Raw genomic sequence first — 15,710 nt, 5'->3', positions numbered from 1 at the left:
ATGCGCACACCGTCGACTTGGGTCGAAAGCCGGCGGCACCGGCCTGCCCAGTGCGGCCGGATGGCCTTGTCGAACAAACGAAAACTCGGCAATAGCGCAGCTTCATGAGCAAGACTGCCGCCAAGGTCGAACACCCCGATATGGACACTCTCGCCCGCATCGGGGCGAAGGTTCGGGCGCGGCTGGAAGCCGATGAAGCGATCTTTCGCTTTCCGACCGAACTTGCTGAAATCTATGCGGTGGCCAACTTCTTCACGGCTTCCGAATGCAGTCGCTTGCGTATCTTGGTAGACGCGACCGCCGAACCTTCCAAGCTGTTCGACAACCCGTACGAAAGCGGCTTCCGCACATCCTATTCCGGCAACCTCAGCCGGTCGGACCCGTTCATCCGGATGATCGAGCGGCGCATCGACGACTTGCTCGGCATCCCTTCGGAGAACGCCGAGACCGTTCAGGGCCAGCGCTACATGCCGGGCCAGGAATTCAAGCCGCATCAGGATTATTTCCACACCAGCCAGCCCTATTGGCAGGACGTGCGCAAGCGTGGTGGGCAGCGCAGTTGGACTGCGATGGCCTTCCTCAACCGGGTCGAAGAGGGCGGCGCTACCGAGTTCCCCCGACTGGAGCTGAGCATCCCCCCGCAACCGGGCGCGCTGCTGTTCTGGAACAACATGAATCCCGATGGCTCGCCCAACCCCGATACGATCCACGCGGGCCGGCCGGTGATCAAGGGAACCAAGTACATCATCACCAAATGGTATCGGGCGCGCAAATGGGCTTAGTTGTCGGGGCTCGGCCCCTGTTACCGGCCCTGGCCAGCGTGATCCTCGCGCTGGGCGCAACGGGCTGTGCAACCGCCACCCGGCCCCCGATCGCTCCGGCCAGCGCGGTGGCGGGCGCGGACGCGCGGATGTTGGCCGACCTGTTCGCGGCCGATGCCGCGGCGGAAAAGCGGCTCTCGCCGCTCAACGCGGTGGCTCGGGGAGAATCCTCGCCGCCCACCGATTTCGCGCTGACCTTCACCGACGAACTGCTGCAACGCCGCCACGCGGCGCTGGCGGACGCCCAGCGGCGGCTTGCGGCGATCGACCGCGCGCGCCTGACCCCCGACGAAGCCATTTCCTACGATGTGTTCGCCTTCGAAAAGCGGCTCGAGGCGCGGGAGCTGTCGCCGGAACTGGCGCCGATCGAGCAGGTCCTGCCGATCAATCACTTCTATGGGCTGCACAAGGACTATCCCGATTTCGTCTCGGGCCAGGGCGGCGCGCCGTTCACCACGGTCGCGCAGTACGATGAGAATCTGGCGCGGACCCGTCTGCTGCCCAGGATCTTCGCAGCCGCAACGGCGCGCTTTCGTCAGGGCATGGCGACCGGTGTGGTCGCCTCGCAGCTGACCACCCGCAACATGATCGCGCAGATCGATGCGCTGCTGGCGCAAAAGGCCGCCGAGACGCCGTTCGCCGGGCCGACGCGCGCGTTCCCCAAGACCTTTGATGCCGCCACCCGCCGCCGCCTGACTGCAGCCTATCTCGGCGCGATCTCGGGTGAGGTATTACCCGCCTATCGCTCGCTGCGCGCGTTCCTCGCCGACGAGTACCTGCCTGCTGCGCGCGCGCAGGTTGGCTTGTCGGCGATGAAGGGCGGCGACGCGCTCTATCGTTTCGACGTCGCCAGCTCGACCGGCACCGATCTTGATCCCGCGGCGATCCACAATCTCGGCTTGTCCGAGGTGGCGAGGATCCAGGGCGAGATGGCGAAGGTCAAGGTCGAGCTCGGCTACGCCGGCCCGCTCAAGGATTTCTTCAACGAAATCCGCACCAATCCCAAATACCACCCGACCACCCGCGCCCAACTCAGCGAAGGGTTCGCCGAAGTCGGGCGCAAGGTCGACGCCCAAATCCCGCGGTTCTTCTCCACCGTGCCCAAGGCCAAGCTCCAGATCCGGCCCTATCCCGCCTATTCCGAGAAGTACGAGGCCGGTGGAAGCTATGAGAGCGGCGCGCCAGACGGCAGCCGGCCCGGGGTGTTCTATTTCAACGCCTACGACCTCCCCAGCAGATTCCTCACCGGGATCACCACGCTCTATCTCCACGAGGGCGCGCCGGGGCATCACTTCCAGATCAGCCTGGCGCAGGAGAACCCGAACCTGCCCGATTTCCAGCGGTTCGGCGGCAATACCGCGTTTGTCGAAGGCTGGGCGCTCTACGCCGAGACGCTTGGCTACGAGATGGGGTTCTACAAGGACCCGCTGCAGCACTGGGGCACGCTCGACGACGAGATGCTGCGGGCGATGCGGCTGGTTGTCGATACCGGGCTCCACACCAAGGGCTGGAGCCGCGAGCAGGCGATCGAATACATGCTGAGCAACTCTGGCATGGGCCGGACCGATGCGACCGCCGAGGTCGAACGCTATATCGCCATCCCCGGCCAGGCGTTGGCCTACAAGATCGGCTCGCTGACCATCCAGCGGTTGCGCCAGCAAGCCGAGAAGGAACTGGGCGCGAAATTCGACGTGCGCGCGTTCCACGAGCAGGTCCTGGGTTCCGGCGCGCTGCCGATGGCGGTGCTCGAGGCCAAGATCCAACGCTGGATCGCGGGACAAAAGTCTCACTAGGCGCCGCGCCGGGCTATTGGCCCGGGGGCGCTATTTCGATGGCCTTTTCCACAGCCGCCTCGGCAGTGGTCGCCACATGCGACACTTCCTGTTCGAACTTGCCCATCTTGTTGAAGATCTTGTCGACCTTGCGGTGCAGCCTGAGCAATTCGACCGTCGTCCGCAGATTGACCTCATAGTCGTGGCGGTTCGAGATACGGTCCTTCTTGGCCTGGCGGTTCTGGCTCATCAGAATGATGGGAGCCTGGAGCGTCGCGAGCGCGGAGAGCGACAGGTTGAGCAGGATGAACGGGAACGGGTCCAGCGCGATACCCCGCCAATGGACTGCATTGAGAGTCATCCATGCCGCCATCAGCACCAGGAAGACGACGATGAAGCACCAGCTGCCTCCGACCGCGGCGACGCGATCGGCCATGCGGTCGCCGAACGAGACGTTGACTACGTCGAGTTCGTCGGGATCGAGCTCGATCTCGGTTGAGGCAACACGACATAGCGCGCGCTGCTCGTCCTCGTCGAGCTCATCGTAAGGGCGCCCGAGAAGCTCCTCGGCCAACGCCTCGGGGCTGGTATCGACCTTGTTTTTCATCGCCGGCTTACTCCCGGGCCAGCGCCTCGCCGATCAGGCGGCGGGTGTTGGCCACGCCGTAGAGCGCGATGAAGCTGCCCATGCGCGGCCCTTGGCTGGAGCCGAGCAGGGTTTCATACAGCGCCTTGAACCAGTCGCGCAGGTTTTCGATCCCGAACGCCGGATTCTTGCCGATCTCGTATATGAGAGTCTGAAGCTCCTCGGCCGATGCGCCTTCGCCCTGCCCCAACAGCGCGGCATCGAGCGCGCGCAGCGCCGCGGCCTCGTTGGCCGTGGGCGCCCGCCGGACCAGCCCCGGCGCGACGAAATCCCGGTTGTAGGCCAGCGCCCGCCCGACCAGCGCGTCGAGCGCGGGGTGCGCCTCGGGCGCGGCATCGGGCACATAGTTGGCGAGATAGGACCACACCTGCTCGCGCGTCGCGGCGGCGCCCAGCACGCCGACCAGATTGAGCAGCAAGCCGTAGGTTACCGGCAGCGCGTCCGCCTCGCCGCGGCCGTGCGTCAGGTGCCACACCGGGTTGCCGAGCTGCTGCTCGATCGGCTGCGTCGCCAGCTTTTCCGCAAACTGCCAGTAATCGTCGACCGCGCGCGGAATCACGCCGGGATGCAGGCTCTTGGCGCTCTTGGGCTCGCGATAAAGGTACAGCCCCAGGCTGTCCTCGCTGCCGTAGGTCAGCCATTGTTCGATGGTCAGGCCGTTGCCCTTCGACTTGGATATCTTCTCGCCGTTCTCGTCGAGGAACAGCTCGTAGATGAGGCCTTCGGGCTTGCGCCCGCCGAGCACGGCCGCAATCCGTCCCGACTGAACCCCGCTGTCGGTCAGGTCCTTGCCGTACATCTCGTAGTCCACGCCCAGCGCCAGCCAGCGCATCGCCCAGTCGACCTTCCACTGCAGCTTCGCGGCGCCCCCGAGGATCGACTGCTCGACCGTTTTTCCGGCATCCTCGAAGCGAACCACACCGGCCTCGGCATCGACCACCGTCACCGGCACCTGCAGCACCGCGCCGCTGGTCGGCGAGACCGGCAGCACCGGCGAATAGGTCGCCGCCCGCTTGGCCCGCAGCGTGGGGAGCATCACCGCCATGATCGCGTCGAAGTGCCGCAGCACATTGCGCAGGGCCTCGTCGAAGGCGCCCGAATTGTAGCGGTCGCTCGACGCGACGAACTCGTAGTCGAAGCCGAACCGGTCGAGGAATTCGCGCAGCATCGCGTTGTTGTGGTGCGCGAAACTTTCGAACCTGCCGAACGGATCGGGAATGCGGCTGAGCGGCCGGCCGAGGTGTTCGCCCAGCATCTGTGCGCCGGGAATGTTGTCGGGCACCTTGCGCAGCCCGTCCATGTCGTCGCTGAACGCGATCAGCCGCGTCGCCGCGCCACCAGACACCACCTCGTACGCGCGGCGCACCAGCGTGGTCCGCAGCACCTCTTGGAAAGTGCCGATATGCGGCAGCCCGCTGGGGCCATAGCCGGTCTCGAACACCACCGGAGCGCCCTTCCCCTGCGGAAACCGCTTGAGCAGCTTGCGCGCCTCCTCGAACGGCCAGGCCTTGGAGACGTTGGCGGCGGCGATGAGGGATGCGTCGAACACGGCGAGGATCATCGCGCGGACCGCTGGAAAGGCGGCGAAAACATGTGACTTTCGAAAGTTTTACTTTCACTTTCAGCAGCTTGCCGGCCGAATCGGAAAACGCGATGTGACCTTTCGCCAGAGCTCGGGAGGGGTGTTGCACGGGTGCTGGCAAGGCGGCGGAAGGTCGGGCGTGTCATCGCCAACGCCCGACCAAACCAAATCCGACAAGTCAAGCTTTCGCGCCGACGCATCCGAGCGCTGAGGGCCGCAACCGGGTGGGAAGCAGCCGTGTGTTCAAGGCTGCGCTTGACGTGGTCCTACGAGCGCAGCGTGCATGTTTCCCTTGGTCTGTAAGCTGAGATACAGAAGATAGGGCAGCAAGAACCCCGCGCCGCCGAAGAACGCGAGCAGAGCGAGCAGCAGGCCCATTGCCGAGTAACTGTTGCGCCAAGCCGTCCAGAGCGCCGACAGGATCAGAAAGCAGAAGAAGTCGAGGTTGAATTGGCCCGGCCAGGCGGCTTGCGAAATGTTCCCGAAGAAGACCGGTAGCAGATTTAGGCCGTGCTCGGACACCACCACACCAGTGTAGATCGCCAGCACCAACCATAGAACAGTAAGGACCACTCGAAACCTGGTCATCGCACCCCTCGCGACACTAAGCCTCATTGCTCATACCCTAAGGTCGACGAACTGGGAAATGTCGCGTTTGGGGTCGTAAACGGACATCAGCCTCAGCGCCTTCCCAGTGGAATCGCTTGTGCAGCTTGCGCGCCTCGCCGAACGGCCAGGCCTTGGCGACGTTGGCGGCGGCCATCACGGCGGGGTGAAGGTCATGCCGCCCCCGGCCTCGGGATGACCGGCAAGTCAAGGACGCGGAACGACTCCGGCTGCTGACCAGCACCACGAATGCCTTGCCATCTTGTGCCGAAAGGCGCTCATTCCGCGAGGGGCGCGACAGGAGGAAAATCTTATGATCCGTAACCTCGTTCCGGGCGTGCTGGGCGCGCTCGCGCTTTGTGTCGCCACCACCGCCAGCGCCGAGCAATATGTCGATTACACCCCTGAGTCGGGCGTGTGGGACATCAACGCAATCGACGTCGATCCCAACCATATCGACGACTACCTCGTCGGATTGAAGAAGAGCCAGGTTCCGTTCTTCGAGATCCTCAAGAAGCGCGGGATGATCGATGCGTACAAGTTCGTCGTCCGCAACGGCTATGCCAAGAACAGCCCGAGCGTGCTGATCATGGTCCACTACACCAGCATGGCCGCGCTTGCGCCCGACAAGGCGCGCGACCAGGCGATCGAGAAAGAAGTTCGCGCCGGCTTCTCCAAGGAGCAGGGCGAGGCCGCGGTGGCGGGGTACGAGAAATACCGCACCTTCATCGACAATGGCCAGTGGACCGAAGTGACGATGACGAAGTGAACCGGGTGCCGGGTGGCGGATGAAACCGCTGCCCGGCGACCTGGCGATGTTTACTTTTCGTTCCCCCAGCGGCAGTGAGCGGTGGTGAGCGACCCCCTCGCCCTCCCCGCGCTCCACGCCAGCCACGGCGGCACCTGGCTGTGCGACGCAGGCGGGGGCACGCGCGGGCTGGCTAAGGGCGAGGCGATCATGGCGGCGGCGGATACTCCGCTGCTGCTGCTCAACGCGCCGCTGGTGGCATCGCGGCTCGGGTATCCCGACCTCTCGGGGCTCGACCTGCTCGAACTGTTCGCTTTCGTCCATCCGGCGCGGTTCGTGGTGCCCACCGCCAAGGGCCTGGCCCATGCGCTGGGTCTGGACGAGCCCGACGGCGACAGCGCGGTCCCGGCCTTCCTCCAGCGCGCTGCCGGGGCGCTGCTGGCGGTGTGCCGCGATCCCGCCTGGGACGAGCGCGAGGGGGCCTGGAGCGGACTTCAATCCCTGGCGCGGCTCCGCTGGACCTGGGCGGGTCCGCTCGCCCAAGCCGTCGCCAAGCCCGAACGCGCGGAACGCTGGCTGTTCGCGCGGCTGCCAGAATGGGAGGAAGCCCCCGAGCGCCCTCAACCCGCGCAGATCACATTGGGCAGCGAGGAGATCGAGGCGCGGCTCGTGCGGCTGCTGGGCCGAGATGCCGAAGAGCGCCCCGGTCAGCGCGACTACGCCCGCGCCGCCGCGAGCGTGTTCGCCCCGCGAGGTCGCGACCGGGTGCCCAACGTGCTGCTCGCGCAAGCCGGGACCGGGGTCGGCAAGACGCTCGGCTACCTCGCCCCCGCCTCGCTTTGGAGCGAAAAGGCGCAAGGGGGGTGTGGGTCAGCACCTTCACCAAGGCGCTGCAACGCCAGCTCCGGCGCGAAAGCGCGCTGGCCTTCCCCCAGGGCGAAACCGCCAAGCCTCGGGTGGTGGTGCGCAAGGGGCGCGAGAACTACTTGTGCCTGCTCAACCTGGAAGACGCGCTCCAGGGCGGGTTCGGCGGGCGCCCGGCGGTACTCGCGCAGCTCGTCGCGCGGTGGGCCGCCTACAGCCGCGACGGCGACATGATCGGCGGCGACCTGCCCGGCTGGCTCGGCACGCTGTTTCGCCAGCGCGGCATCCGCGCGCTGACCGACCAGCGCGGCGAATGCGTCTATGCCGGGTGCCCGCACTACCGCAAATGCTTCATCGAGCGCAGCGTTCGCGCCAGCGCCGAGGCCGACCTGGTGATCGCCAACCACGCGCTGGTGATGGTCAACGCCGCGCGCGGCCGGGACGGAGGGAGCAAGCCGACCCGGGTAGTGTTCGACGAGGGCCACCACGTGTTCGACGCCGCGGACTCCACCTTCGCCGCCACGCTCAGCGGGGCCGAAGCGATGGAGCTCCGGCGATGGGTGATCGGACCCGAGGGCGGGCGCTCCAAAGGCCGCCGCCGGGGGCTGGCCGCGCGGCTCGCGGATCTCGCCAGCTATGACGACGATGGCGCGCGGGCGATCGAGCAGGCGAAGGAGGCGGCTGAAGCGTTGCCGTCCGAAGGTTGGCTGGCGCGGATCAACGAGGGCGCCGCCGATGGCCCGATCGAGGCGCTGCTCGGCGCGGTGCGGGCGACGGTCTATGCCCGCGACGAGAGCGGCGGCAACGAGGCGGGCTATGGGCTGGAGACCGAAGCCGCGCAGCTCGAGGGCGGGTTCGTCGAACTGGCCGGGCAGGCGCAGTCCGCGCTGGAGGCCTTGCGCGGCCCGCTGATCCGGCTCGGACTGCGGCTCGAGGCGCTGCTGGCCGAACCGCCCGACTGGCTCGACGCGAGCGGCCGGGCGCGGATCGAAGGCGCGCGCGGCAGCCTGGCGTGGCGCTGCGACCTGATCGCGGCGTGGGTCGCGTTGCTCGCCCGCCTTGGAGGGCCGGGCGACCCCGAATTCGTCGATTGGCTGGCGGTTGAGCGCAGCGACGGGCGCGAATTCGACGTCGCGCTCCACCGCCGCTGGCTCGATCCGAGCAAGCCGTTCGCCAGGGTCGTGCTCGAACCCGCCCACGGGGTGATGCTGACCTCGGCGACGCTGACCGGCGGCGGCGGGTGGGAAACCGCGATCGCGCGCAGCGGCGCGGCGCACGTCGGGGTCGACCCGCGGCGGATCGAGGCCGAAAGCCCGTTCGACTATGCCACCCAGGCCGAAGTGCTGATCGTCACCGACGTGCCCAAGGGCGACATTCCCCAGCTCGCCGCCGCTTACGGCCGGCTGATCGAGGCTGCCGGAGGGGGCGTTCTCGGGTTGTTTACGGCGATCCGCAGGCTGCGCGCGGTCTATGGCCGGATCGCGGACCGCCTCGCCCGCACCGGCCTGCCGCTCTACGCCCAGCACGTCGATCCGATCGACACCGGCACGCTCGTCGACATCTTCCGCGACGATCCGCGGGCGAGCCTGCTTGGCACCGATGCCTTGCGCGACGGGGTGGACGTTGCAGGCCACTCGCTACGGCTGGTGATCATGGAGCAGGTGCCGTGGCCCAAGCCCTCGATCCTCCACCGCGCCCGCCGCGCGGCTGGCGGCGGTTCGGCCTACGACGACGCGATCATCCGCGCCCGGCTCGCCCAGGCCTTTGGCCGCCTGATCCGCCGCGCCGACGATCGCGGCCATTTCGTGGTGCTGTCCGCGGCGTTTCCCAGCCGCTTGCTGGCGGCGTTCCCGCCCGCGACCCCGATCCGCCGGGTGACGCTGGACGAGGCTTTACAAAGCGTCGCTGCCGGTGTTTCACGGGTCTCGCCGCAGCCGGAGGGCGCCACGTGAAGACCTTGGGCCTTTTCCGTCACGCCAAGTCCGGCTGGGCCGACCCGCGGGCGCGCGATTTCGACCGCCCGCTGAGCGAGCGCGGAGAGCGCGGCGCGACGCTGATGGGTCAGCATATCCGCGATTTCGGCCAGGAAACGGGCATGCGGTTCGATCGCGTTCTGGCCTCGCCCGCGGTGCGCGTGGCCGAAACTATCGAGCTGGCGAGCAAGGCGTTCGGACGCAGCTTTCCGGTAGAATGGGACCGCCGCATCTACCTTGCCAGCTCCGCGACGCTGCTCGAACTGCTCCAGGGGGTCGAGGACGATCCCGCCGCGGTGCTGATGGTCGGGCACAACCCGGGGCTCGAGGACCTGATCTTCGACCTCGTCCCCGACGACGGCTCCAGCCCGCTGCGCGATGAGGTCGAGATCAAGTTCCCCACCGCGACGTTCGCGGTGTTGGAGATGGACATCGCGAGCTGGAGCGATCTTGCCGAAGGCGGCGCGCGCTTCACCCACATGACCCGTCCGCGCGATCTCGATCCCAGCCTCGGGCCGGAGCTGGTGGACTGAAACCCTGACCATCTGGAATTTCGCGATAGACCGCGGCGGGACCTTCACCGATATCGTCGCACGTACCGTGGACGGCGGCGAACAGGTGCTCAAGCTGCTGTCCGAAGCGCCGGGCCAATACGCCGACGCCGCGCTCGAAGGCATCGCCCGGGTCCTCGCCACGCACGGCGGCACGCTCGGTGCGGTGTGGATGGGGACCACCGTCGCCACTAACGCGCTGCTCGAACGCAAGGGCGAGCAGTGCGCGCTGGCGATCACCCAGGGCTTCGGCGATGCCCTACGGATCGGTACCCAGGCGCGGCCCGACATCTTCGCCCGGCACATCGTATTGCCCGAACAACTCTATGAAACGGTGGTCGAAATCGATGAGCGGCGCGGTGCCGACGGCGCACTCGTCCGACCTCTCGACCTGACGTCTACCCGCGAGCGGCTGACACGCCTGCGAAACTTCGGCTACGACGCGCTGGCCGTCGTTCTGGTGCACGGCTGGCGCTATCCGCACCATGAAGAGCAGGTGGCGGCCATCGCCCGCGAAATCGGCTTCGCGCAAATATCGGTCAGCCACGAGGTCGCGCCGCTGATCAAGCTGATCCCGCGCGGCGACACCACCGTGGTCGACGCCTACCTCTCGCCGGTGCTGCGGCGCTATGTCGAGCGGGTCCGTGGCGGACTGGCGCCGGAGACCTCGCTCCACTTCATGCAATCCAACGGCGGCCTCGCCGAAGCCACTGCTTTTCGAGGAAAAGATGCGGTCCTGTCGGGACCGGCGGGTGGCGTGGTCGGGATGATCACGGCGTCCTCGCCGCACTTCGCTCCGCGCGAGGCCGTCCGCCTGATCGGGTTCGACATGGGCGGCACCTCGACCGACGTTTCGCACTATGCCGGCGCGATCGAACGGGCCGACGAAAGCACCGTCGCCGGGGTCCGCCTGCGCGCCCCGATGATGCAGATCCACACCGTGGCGGCAGGAGGTGGTTCGGTCTGTCGCTTCGACGGCATGCGCTTTCGGGTCGGCCCCGAGAGCGCGGGCGCCGATCCCGGCCCCGCCTGCTACGGGCGCGGCGGGCCACTGACGGTGACCGATTGCAACGTCGTCCTGGGGCGGATCGAGCCTGCGCGCTTCCCCCAGGTGTTCGGCTCGGACGGCAACGCCGCGCTCGACCCGGACGCCGCGCGTGCCCGGCTGGACGCGATCGCCGCGGCCTGCGGAATGGACGCCAAAGCCGTCGCCCGCGGATTTCTGCGGATCGCGGTCGACAACATGGCCAACGCGATCCGAAAGATCTCGATCGCGCGAGGCCATGACGTCACCCGCTACACCCTTGCCTGCTTCGGCGGTGCCGGCGGCCAGCACGCATGCGCGGTGGCCGATGCGCTGGGGATCGAGCGAATCCTGATCCATCCGCTGGCGGGCGTCCTGTCGGCGCACGGGATCGGCCTGGCGCCGGTCAAGGCGATCCGCGAGCGTAGTTGGTTGCGGCCTTTGAGCGACGATTTCCGCGAGGCGCTGGCAACGCTCGAAGAGGCTGCGGCCGTGGCTTTGCGCGAGCAGGGCCTGTCCAAGATCATCATCGATCGCCGCGCCAGGCTGCGGCTGACAGGCAGCGACAGCACGCTCGAGCTGGCGATCGAACCGAGCGGGACGCTGAGCGAACGCTTCACCGATCTCCACCGCCGCCGCTTTGGCTATGCGGCGGCGGAGGAACCTATCGTCGATACGCTTATCGTCGAGGCCGCGAGTACCTCCCCGGCACGGGAAGGGGAACCGCCTGCGCAGCGAGCGGTCGAGGGGTCATGCGCCACTGTTGAACCCCACCACCACGCTTCGGGCGGTCCCCTTCCTCATGCCGGGGAGGTATTGGCAGGCCCAGCACTGATTTTCGAGCCCACCTCGACCATCGTCGTCGATCCCGGCTGGCAGGCGCGGCGCGCCGGCGACGGAACGCTGGTCCTCACCCGCACCGCGCCGCTCGAGCGGACCCACGCCATCGGCACCGCCGCCGATCCGGTCCAATTGGAGATCTTCAACAACCTGTTCATGGCGATCGCGGAAGACATGGGCGAGGCGCTTCGGGCGACCGCGACCTCGGTCAACATCAAGGAACGGCTCGATTTCTCCTGCGCACTGTTCGACGGCGAAGGCGCGCTGATCGCCAACGCGCCACACATCCCTGTACACCTCGGCTCGATGGGAGAAAGCATTCGCACGATTCTTAGAACTCGTGGAAATGATGCCGACGGTCGCGGTATCCGGCGCGGCGATGCCTATGTCCTCAACGATCCTTACGCGGGGGGTACCCACCTGCCCGACATCACGGTGATCGTCCCGGTGTTCTACGATGAATCCGCTACGCCGGACGCCTTCGTCGCCGCGCGTGGGCATCACGCCGACATCGGCGGAATCGCCCCTGGCTCGATGCCGCCCGCCAGCCGCTCCATCCATGACGAGGGCGTGCTCATCGACAATGTCCTGCTGGTCGATGAAGGCCGTTTCCGAGAGGCTGAAATCCGCGCTTTGCTGGCCTCTGGCCCGCACCCGGCGCGCAGTCCTGACCGCAACCTTTCCGATCTGCGCGCCCAACTCGCCGCGTGCACCAGGGGGGTCGAGGCGTTGACTTCGGTGGCGCGCGACTACGGCGGGGAGGTGGTCGCGGCGTATATGCGCCATGTCCTCGCCAACGCCGACGAGTCGGTGCGGCGGCTGCTTGGGCGGCTCGACGATGGCAAGTTCACCTATGCGATGGATAATGGCGCACAAGTCTCTGTTTCTATTCGGATCGACAAGCAGGCGCGCGCCGCCACATTCGACTTCACCGGCACCTCCGCCCAGCTCACCGACAACTTCAATGCCCCGCGTGCGATCGTTCGCGCCGCCGCGCTCTATGTCGTCCGGACGCTGATCGACGACACGATTCCACTGAACGATGGCTGCCTGCGCCCAATCGAAATCGTGCTTCGGGATGGCCTGATGCTGTCTCCCGCATGGCCTGCCGCGGTCGTCGCGGGCAATGTCGAGACCAGCCAGGTGGTCACCGACGCGCTGTTCGCCGCGACAGGCCGGCTCGCGCCAAGCCAGGGGACGATGAACAATTTCACCTTCGGCAACGCCGAGCATCAATATTACGAGACGGTCTGCGGCGGTTCGGGCGCGGGGCCGGACCATGACGGGACCGACGCGGTGCAGACCCACATGACCAACAGCCGCCTAACTGACCCCGAAGTGCTCGAGACCCGGCTGCCCGTGCGCATCGAGGAATTCGCCATTAGGTGCGGATCGGGCGGCGCCGGGCTGCACCGGGGCGGCGACGGGGTGGTGCGGCGGGTGCGCTTTCTCGAGCCGATGCAGGCACAAATCCTGGCCAATCGCCGGAAGGTGCCGCCGCGCGGCCTATGTGGCGGAGGCGACGCCGCGCCGGGCCGGAATTGGGTCGAGCGAGTCGATGGGTCGAGCGAGAGATTGCCCGCGACCGCCTCGACCAACATGAAAGCCGGCGACGTGTTCGTAATCGAGACCCCAGGTGGCGGCGGGTGGGGCGTGGCGGGATGAGCTGGCTGCCCCTGCTCGGCATTCCGATCGTCGTCCTCGGCTTTGCGCTGCGGCTCAACCCGATGCTGGTGGTGGTCGCCTCAGGCCTTGCCACCGGGCTGCTCGCCGGGATGACCCCGGTCGACGTCGTTGCCGCGTTCGGCAAGGCGTTCAACGACAACCGGATCATCGCCATTGTCTGGGTGGTGCTGCCGGTGATCGGGCTACTCGAACGCTTTGGCCTGCAGCAGCGCGCGGCCGACCTGATCCGCGGGTTCAGGAGCGCGACCACCGGACGGCTGCTGTTGCTCTACCTGGCCTATCGTCAGCTCACCGCGGCGGTCGGCCTGCATTCGACCGCGGGCCACGCGCAAACCGTGCGCCCGCTCGTTGCGCCGATGGCGCTCGCCGCGGCAGGCGATCCGGCGCCCGCGCAGGCCGAGAGGATCAAGGCGATGGCCGCGGCGACCGACAACGTCGGGCTGTTCTTCGGTGAGGACATCTTCTTCGCGATCGGCTCGATCGTGCTGATCCAGCAGGTGCTGGCCGCCGATGGATATCAGCTTGCTCCGCTCGAACTCGCGCTGTGGGCTATCCCAAGCGCGCTCGCCGCCTTCCTCGTCCACGGCGCAAGGCTGGTGTGGTTCGACCCGAAGCGCGTGCCGCGATGATCACCCTCGCCTGGCTCTATGTCCCCGTCGGCCTGCTGTTCGCCGCGGTCGCGCTGCGCTCTGCCACCGACCGCGCCAACCCCAAGCGCTTCGGCACCGCCGCGTTCTGGGGGCTGATGGCGCTGAGCCTGCTGGGCGGCGACCGGATCGGCGATCTCGGCAACGGGCTGGTGGTGCTGGGTCTCGCCGCGCTGGCGGGGTTCGGGCTGGTCGGCAAGGGCGCACCCGTAACGTCCAGCGAACCCGCGCGCGAGGCATCGGCAGCGCGCCTCGGCAACCGGCTGTTCCTGCCCGCGCTGGTCATCCCGCTCACCGCGCTCGCCGGAACCCTCGCCTGGACTTACACACCGCTCGGGGCGTCGGGGTGGATCGAGCCCAAGCGCGAGACTTACGTGTTCCTGATCCTGGGCGTGATCCTCGCGCTCGCGGTCGTCGTCGCCTGGCTGCGTCCACCCGCGCTCGCTCCCGTCGAGGAGGGCCGCCGCCTGCTCGATGCTATCGGGTGGGCGGCGGTGCTGCCACAACTGCTCGCCGCGCTGGGCGCGGTCTTCGCCGTCGCCGGGGTGGGCGAGATCGTCGGCGCCGGCGTGCGCAGCGTCATCCCCGAGGGCAGCGTGTTGCTGACCGTGGGCGTGTTCGCACTGGGCATGGCCGGGTTCACGATGATCATGGGCAACGCCTTTGCCGCGTTTCCGGTGATGGCGACGGCGATCGGGGTGCCGCTGCTGATCGTGAATCATGGCGGCAATCCTGCCGCGATCGGCGCGGTAGGAATGCTGGCCGGGTTCTGCGGGACGCTGATGACCCCGATGGCCGCGAACTTCAATCTGGTCCCGGCCGCGCTGCTCGAGCTCAAGGACCCTTATGCAGTGATCCGCGCGCAAATCCCCACCGCGCTGGCGTTGCTGGCAGCCAACATCACGATTCTCTATGCGTTCGCGGGCTTGGGATGACGCCACACCCAACCCTGGACGCTAGTCTCGCCGCCCGCCTCGCGCGGATTCCGCTAGGTCACGTGACCCGTGCGTATCCGCACAAGCTAGACCACGTGTGGGAGAGCGATGCCGATGCGACCTTCCCGCGCCAGCAGCATCCGGTGTTCTTCGGCAGCTTCGACTGGCACAGTTGCGTCCACGGCTGGTGGACGCTGCTGACGCTGCGGCGGCTGTTTCCGGACCTACCCGAGGCGGCGGAGATCGCCGCGCTCGCCGCGACAACGTTTACGACGGAAAAGCTCGCAGGCGAGCTGGCCTACCTCGATCGCTCGTCCGCGGGCGGGTTCGAGCGGCCCTATGGTTGGGCCTGGCTGCTCCAGCTTCATCTCGAAGCGACCCGGCATTGCGAGCCGTGGGGAGAGCGGCTCGAACCTCTCGCCCGCGCCATCGCCGCGCGGTTTCGGCGCTATCTGGACGTCCTGACCTATCCGATTCGCACCGGCACGCACGCCAACACCAGCTTCGCCGTCGCTTTGGCGCTCCCGTGGGCCGAGACATACGACAAGCCGCTCGCGGCGGCGCTGCGCGAACGCGCCGCGCACTGGTACGCCGCCGACCACGATTGCCAGGCATGGGAGCCTGGCGGCGACGAGTTCCTGTCCTCCGCGCTGGCCGAGGCGCTGTGCATGGCCCGCTGTCTGCCCCCCGCGGGCGGTAGCCTCCTGGCTCGCCGCTTTCCTCCCCCGGATCGACCGCGCTGAACCCGCCACGCTGTTCGCCCCCGCCACGGTCAGCGACCGTAGCGACGGCAAGATCGCCCACCTCGACGGTCTCAACCTTTCACGTGCCTGGTGCTGGCGCGAACTGTCTCCGCATCTCGACGGGAAAGCCCGTGCGAACGCCGAGAACGCGGCCACACGCCACCTCGAATCCGCCCTGCCGCACCTCGCCGCCGACTATGCCGGCGAGCACTGGCTGGCGAGCTTCGCGCTGCTCGCTCTGCTGGCGTCCTAGGCGCTTGCCCCGGCACGCA

The 15,710-nt window shown here is 67.6% G+C and carries 10 protein-coding genes and 2 pseudogenes; 9 read left to right on the top strand and 3 right to left on the bottom strand.

The annotated features are described in order from the left end of the window. Window positions 1–104 precede the first annotated feature (104 nt). Window positions 105–782, top strand: coding sequence for a 2OG-Fe(II) oxygenase (locus GKE62_RS00335; protein ID WP_154690517.1), 678 nt, complete (start codon window positions 105–107; stop codon window positions 780–782). Continuing rightward, complete coding sequence (locus tag GKE62_RS00330) at window positions 773–2,614, top strand: DUF885 family protein (RefSeq protein ID WP_154690516.1); 1,842 nt, start codon at window positions 773–775, stop codon at window positions 2,612–2,614. The genes GKE62_RS00335 and GKE62_RS00330 overlap by 10 nt, the downstream gene beginning before the upstream one ends. Before the next feature lie 13 nt (window positions 2,615–2,627). Here GKE62_RS00330 and GKE62_RS00325 read toward each other — a convergent pair whose 3' ends face one another. From GKE62_RS00325 to GKE62_RS00315, 3 genes are all read right to left on the bottom strand, one after another. Then, window positions 2,628–3,200 (bottom strand): DUF1003 domain-containing protein, encoded by a 573-nt coding sequence (locus tag GKE62_RS00325; RefSeq protein WP_154690515.1) that lies wholly within the window; start codon window positions 3,198–3,200, stop codon window positions 2,628–2,630. A 7-nt stretch (window positions 3,201–3,207) separates the two neighbouring features. Next, window positions 3,208–4,800, bottom strand: coding sequence for a lysine--tRNA ligase (locus GKE62_RS00320; RefSeq protein ID WP_154690514.1), 1,593 nt, complete (start codon window positions 4,798–4,800; stop codon window positions 3,208–3,210). 264 nt (window positions 4,801–5,064) lie between these two features. Continuing rightward, window positions 5,065–5,370 carry a hypothetical protein gene (locus GKE62_RS00315; RefSeq protein ID WP_230206829.1) on the bottom strand — a complete coding sequence of 102 codons (306 nt, stop codon included), beginning with the start codon at window positions 5,368–5,370 and terminating at the stop codon, window positions 5,065–5,067. Window positions 5,371–5,740: 370 nt separating this feature from the next. Here GKE62_RS00315 and GKE62_RS00310 point away from each other — a divergent pair, with 370 nt between their 5' ends. From GKE62_RS00310 to GKE62_RS00280, 7 genes and pseudogenes are all read left to right on the top strand, one after another. Then, window positions 5,741–6,196: a hypothetical protein gene (locus tag GKE62_RS00310; RefSeq protein ID WP_154690512.1), complete on the top strand. Its 456-nt coding sequence runs from the start codon at window positions 5,741–5,743 to the stop codon at window positions 6,194–6,196. An 84-nt stretch (window positions 6,197–6,280) separates the two neighbouring features. Further along, window positions 6,281–8,991: pseudogene (locus tag GKE62_RS00305) on the top strand (ATP-dependent DNA helicase). Then, window positions 8,988–9,545 (top strand): histidine phosphatase family protein, encoded by a 558-nt coding sequence (locus GKE62_RS00300; protein ID WP_154690511.1) that lies wholly within the window; start codon window positions 8,988–8,990, stop codon window positions 9,543–9,545. Before GKE62_RS00305 ends, GKE62_RS00300 begins: the two are co-directional and overlap by 4 nt. 4 nt (window positions 9,546–9,549) lie before the next feature. Beyond that, window positions 9,550–13,092, top strand: a complete 3,543-nt coding sequence (locus tag GKE62_RS00295; protein ID WP_154690510.1) for a hydantoinase B/oxoprolinase family protein — start codon at window positions 9,550–9,552, stop codon at window positions 13,090–13,092. Continuing rightward, window positions 13,089–13,742 (top strand): DUF969 domain-containing protein, encoded by a 654-nt coding sequence (locus tag GKE62_RS00290; RefSeq protein WP_154690509.1) that lies wholly within the window; start codon window positions 13,089–13,091, stop codon window positions 13,740–13,742. The genes GKE62_RS00295 and GKE62_RS00290 overlap by 4 nt, the downstream gene beginning before the upstream one ends. Then, on the top strand, window positions 13,739–14,695 hold the full coding sequence (locus GKE62_RS00285; RefSeq protein WP_154690508.1) for a DUF979 domain-containing protein: 957 nt from the start codon (window positions 13,739–13,741) through the stop codon (window positions 14,693–14,695). The genes GKE62_RS00290 and GKE62_RS00285 overlap by 4 nt, the downstream gene beginning before the upstream one ends. Continuing rightward, window positions 14,692–15,691, top strand: a pseudogene (locus GKE62_RS00280) (DUF2891 domain-containing protein). Before GKE62_RS00285 ends, GKE62_RS00280 begins: the two are co-directional and overlap by 4 nt. Window positions 15,692–15,710: the final 19 nt, after the last annotated feature.

The sequence above is a fragment of the Novosphingobium sp. Gsoil 351 genome, from assembly GCF_009707465.1.
GTDB lineage: Bacteria > Pseudomonadota > Alphaproteobacteria > Sphingomonadales > Sphingomonadaceae > Novosphingobium.
Note: the sequence above shows the minus strand (reverse complement) of the source record. Positions and strands in the feature narration are given on the sequence as shown.

Excerpts from the sequence above, each read along its gene's own strand:
- GKE62_RS00335 (WP_154690517.1), top strand. The coding sequence starts at position 105 with ATGAGCAAGACTGCCGCCAAGGTCGAACACCCCGATATGGACACTCTC.
- GKE62_RS00285 (WP_154690508.1), top strand. The coding sequence starts at position 13,739 with ATGATCACCCTCGCCTGGCTCTATGTCCCCGTCGGCCTGCTGTTCGCC.
- GKE62_RS00310 (WP_154690512.1), top strand. The coding sequence starts at position 5,741 with ATGATCCGTAACCTCGTTCCGGGCGTGCTGGGCGCGCTCGCGCTTTGT.
- GKE62_RS00325 (WP_154690515.1), bottom strand. The coding sequence starts at position 3,200 with ATGAAAAACAAGGTCGATACCAGCCCCGAGGCGTTGGCCGAGGAGCTT.
- GKE62_RS00330 (WP_154690516.1), top strand. The coding sequence starts at position 773 with ATGGGCTTAGTTGTCGGGGCTCGGCCCCTGTTACCGGCCCTGGCCAGC.
- GKE62_RS00290 (WP_154690509.1), top strand. The coding sequence starts at position 13,089 with ATGAGCTGGCTGCCCCTGCTCGGCATTCCGATCGTCGTCCTCGGCTTT.
- GKE62_RS00320 (WP_154690514.1), bottom strand. The coding sequence starts at position 4,800 with ATGATCCTCGCCGTGTTCGACGCATCCCTCATCGCCGCCGCCAACGTC.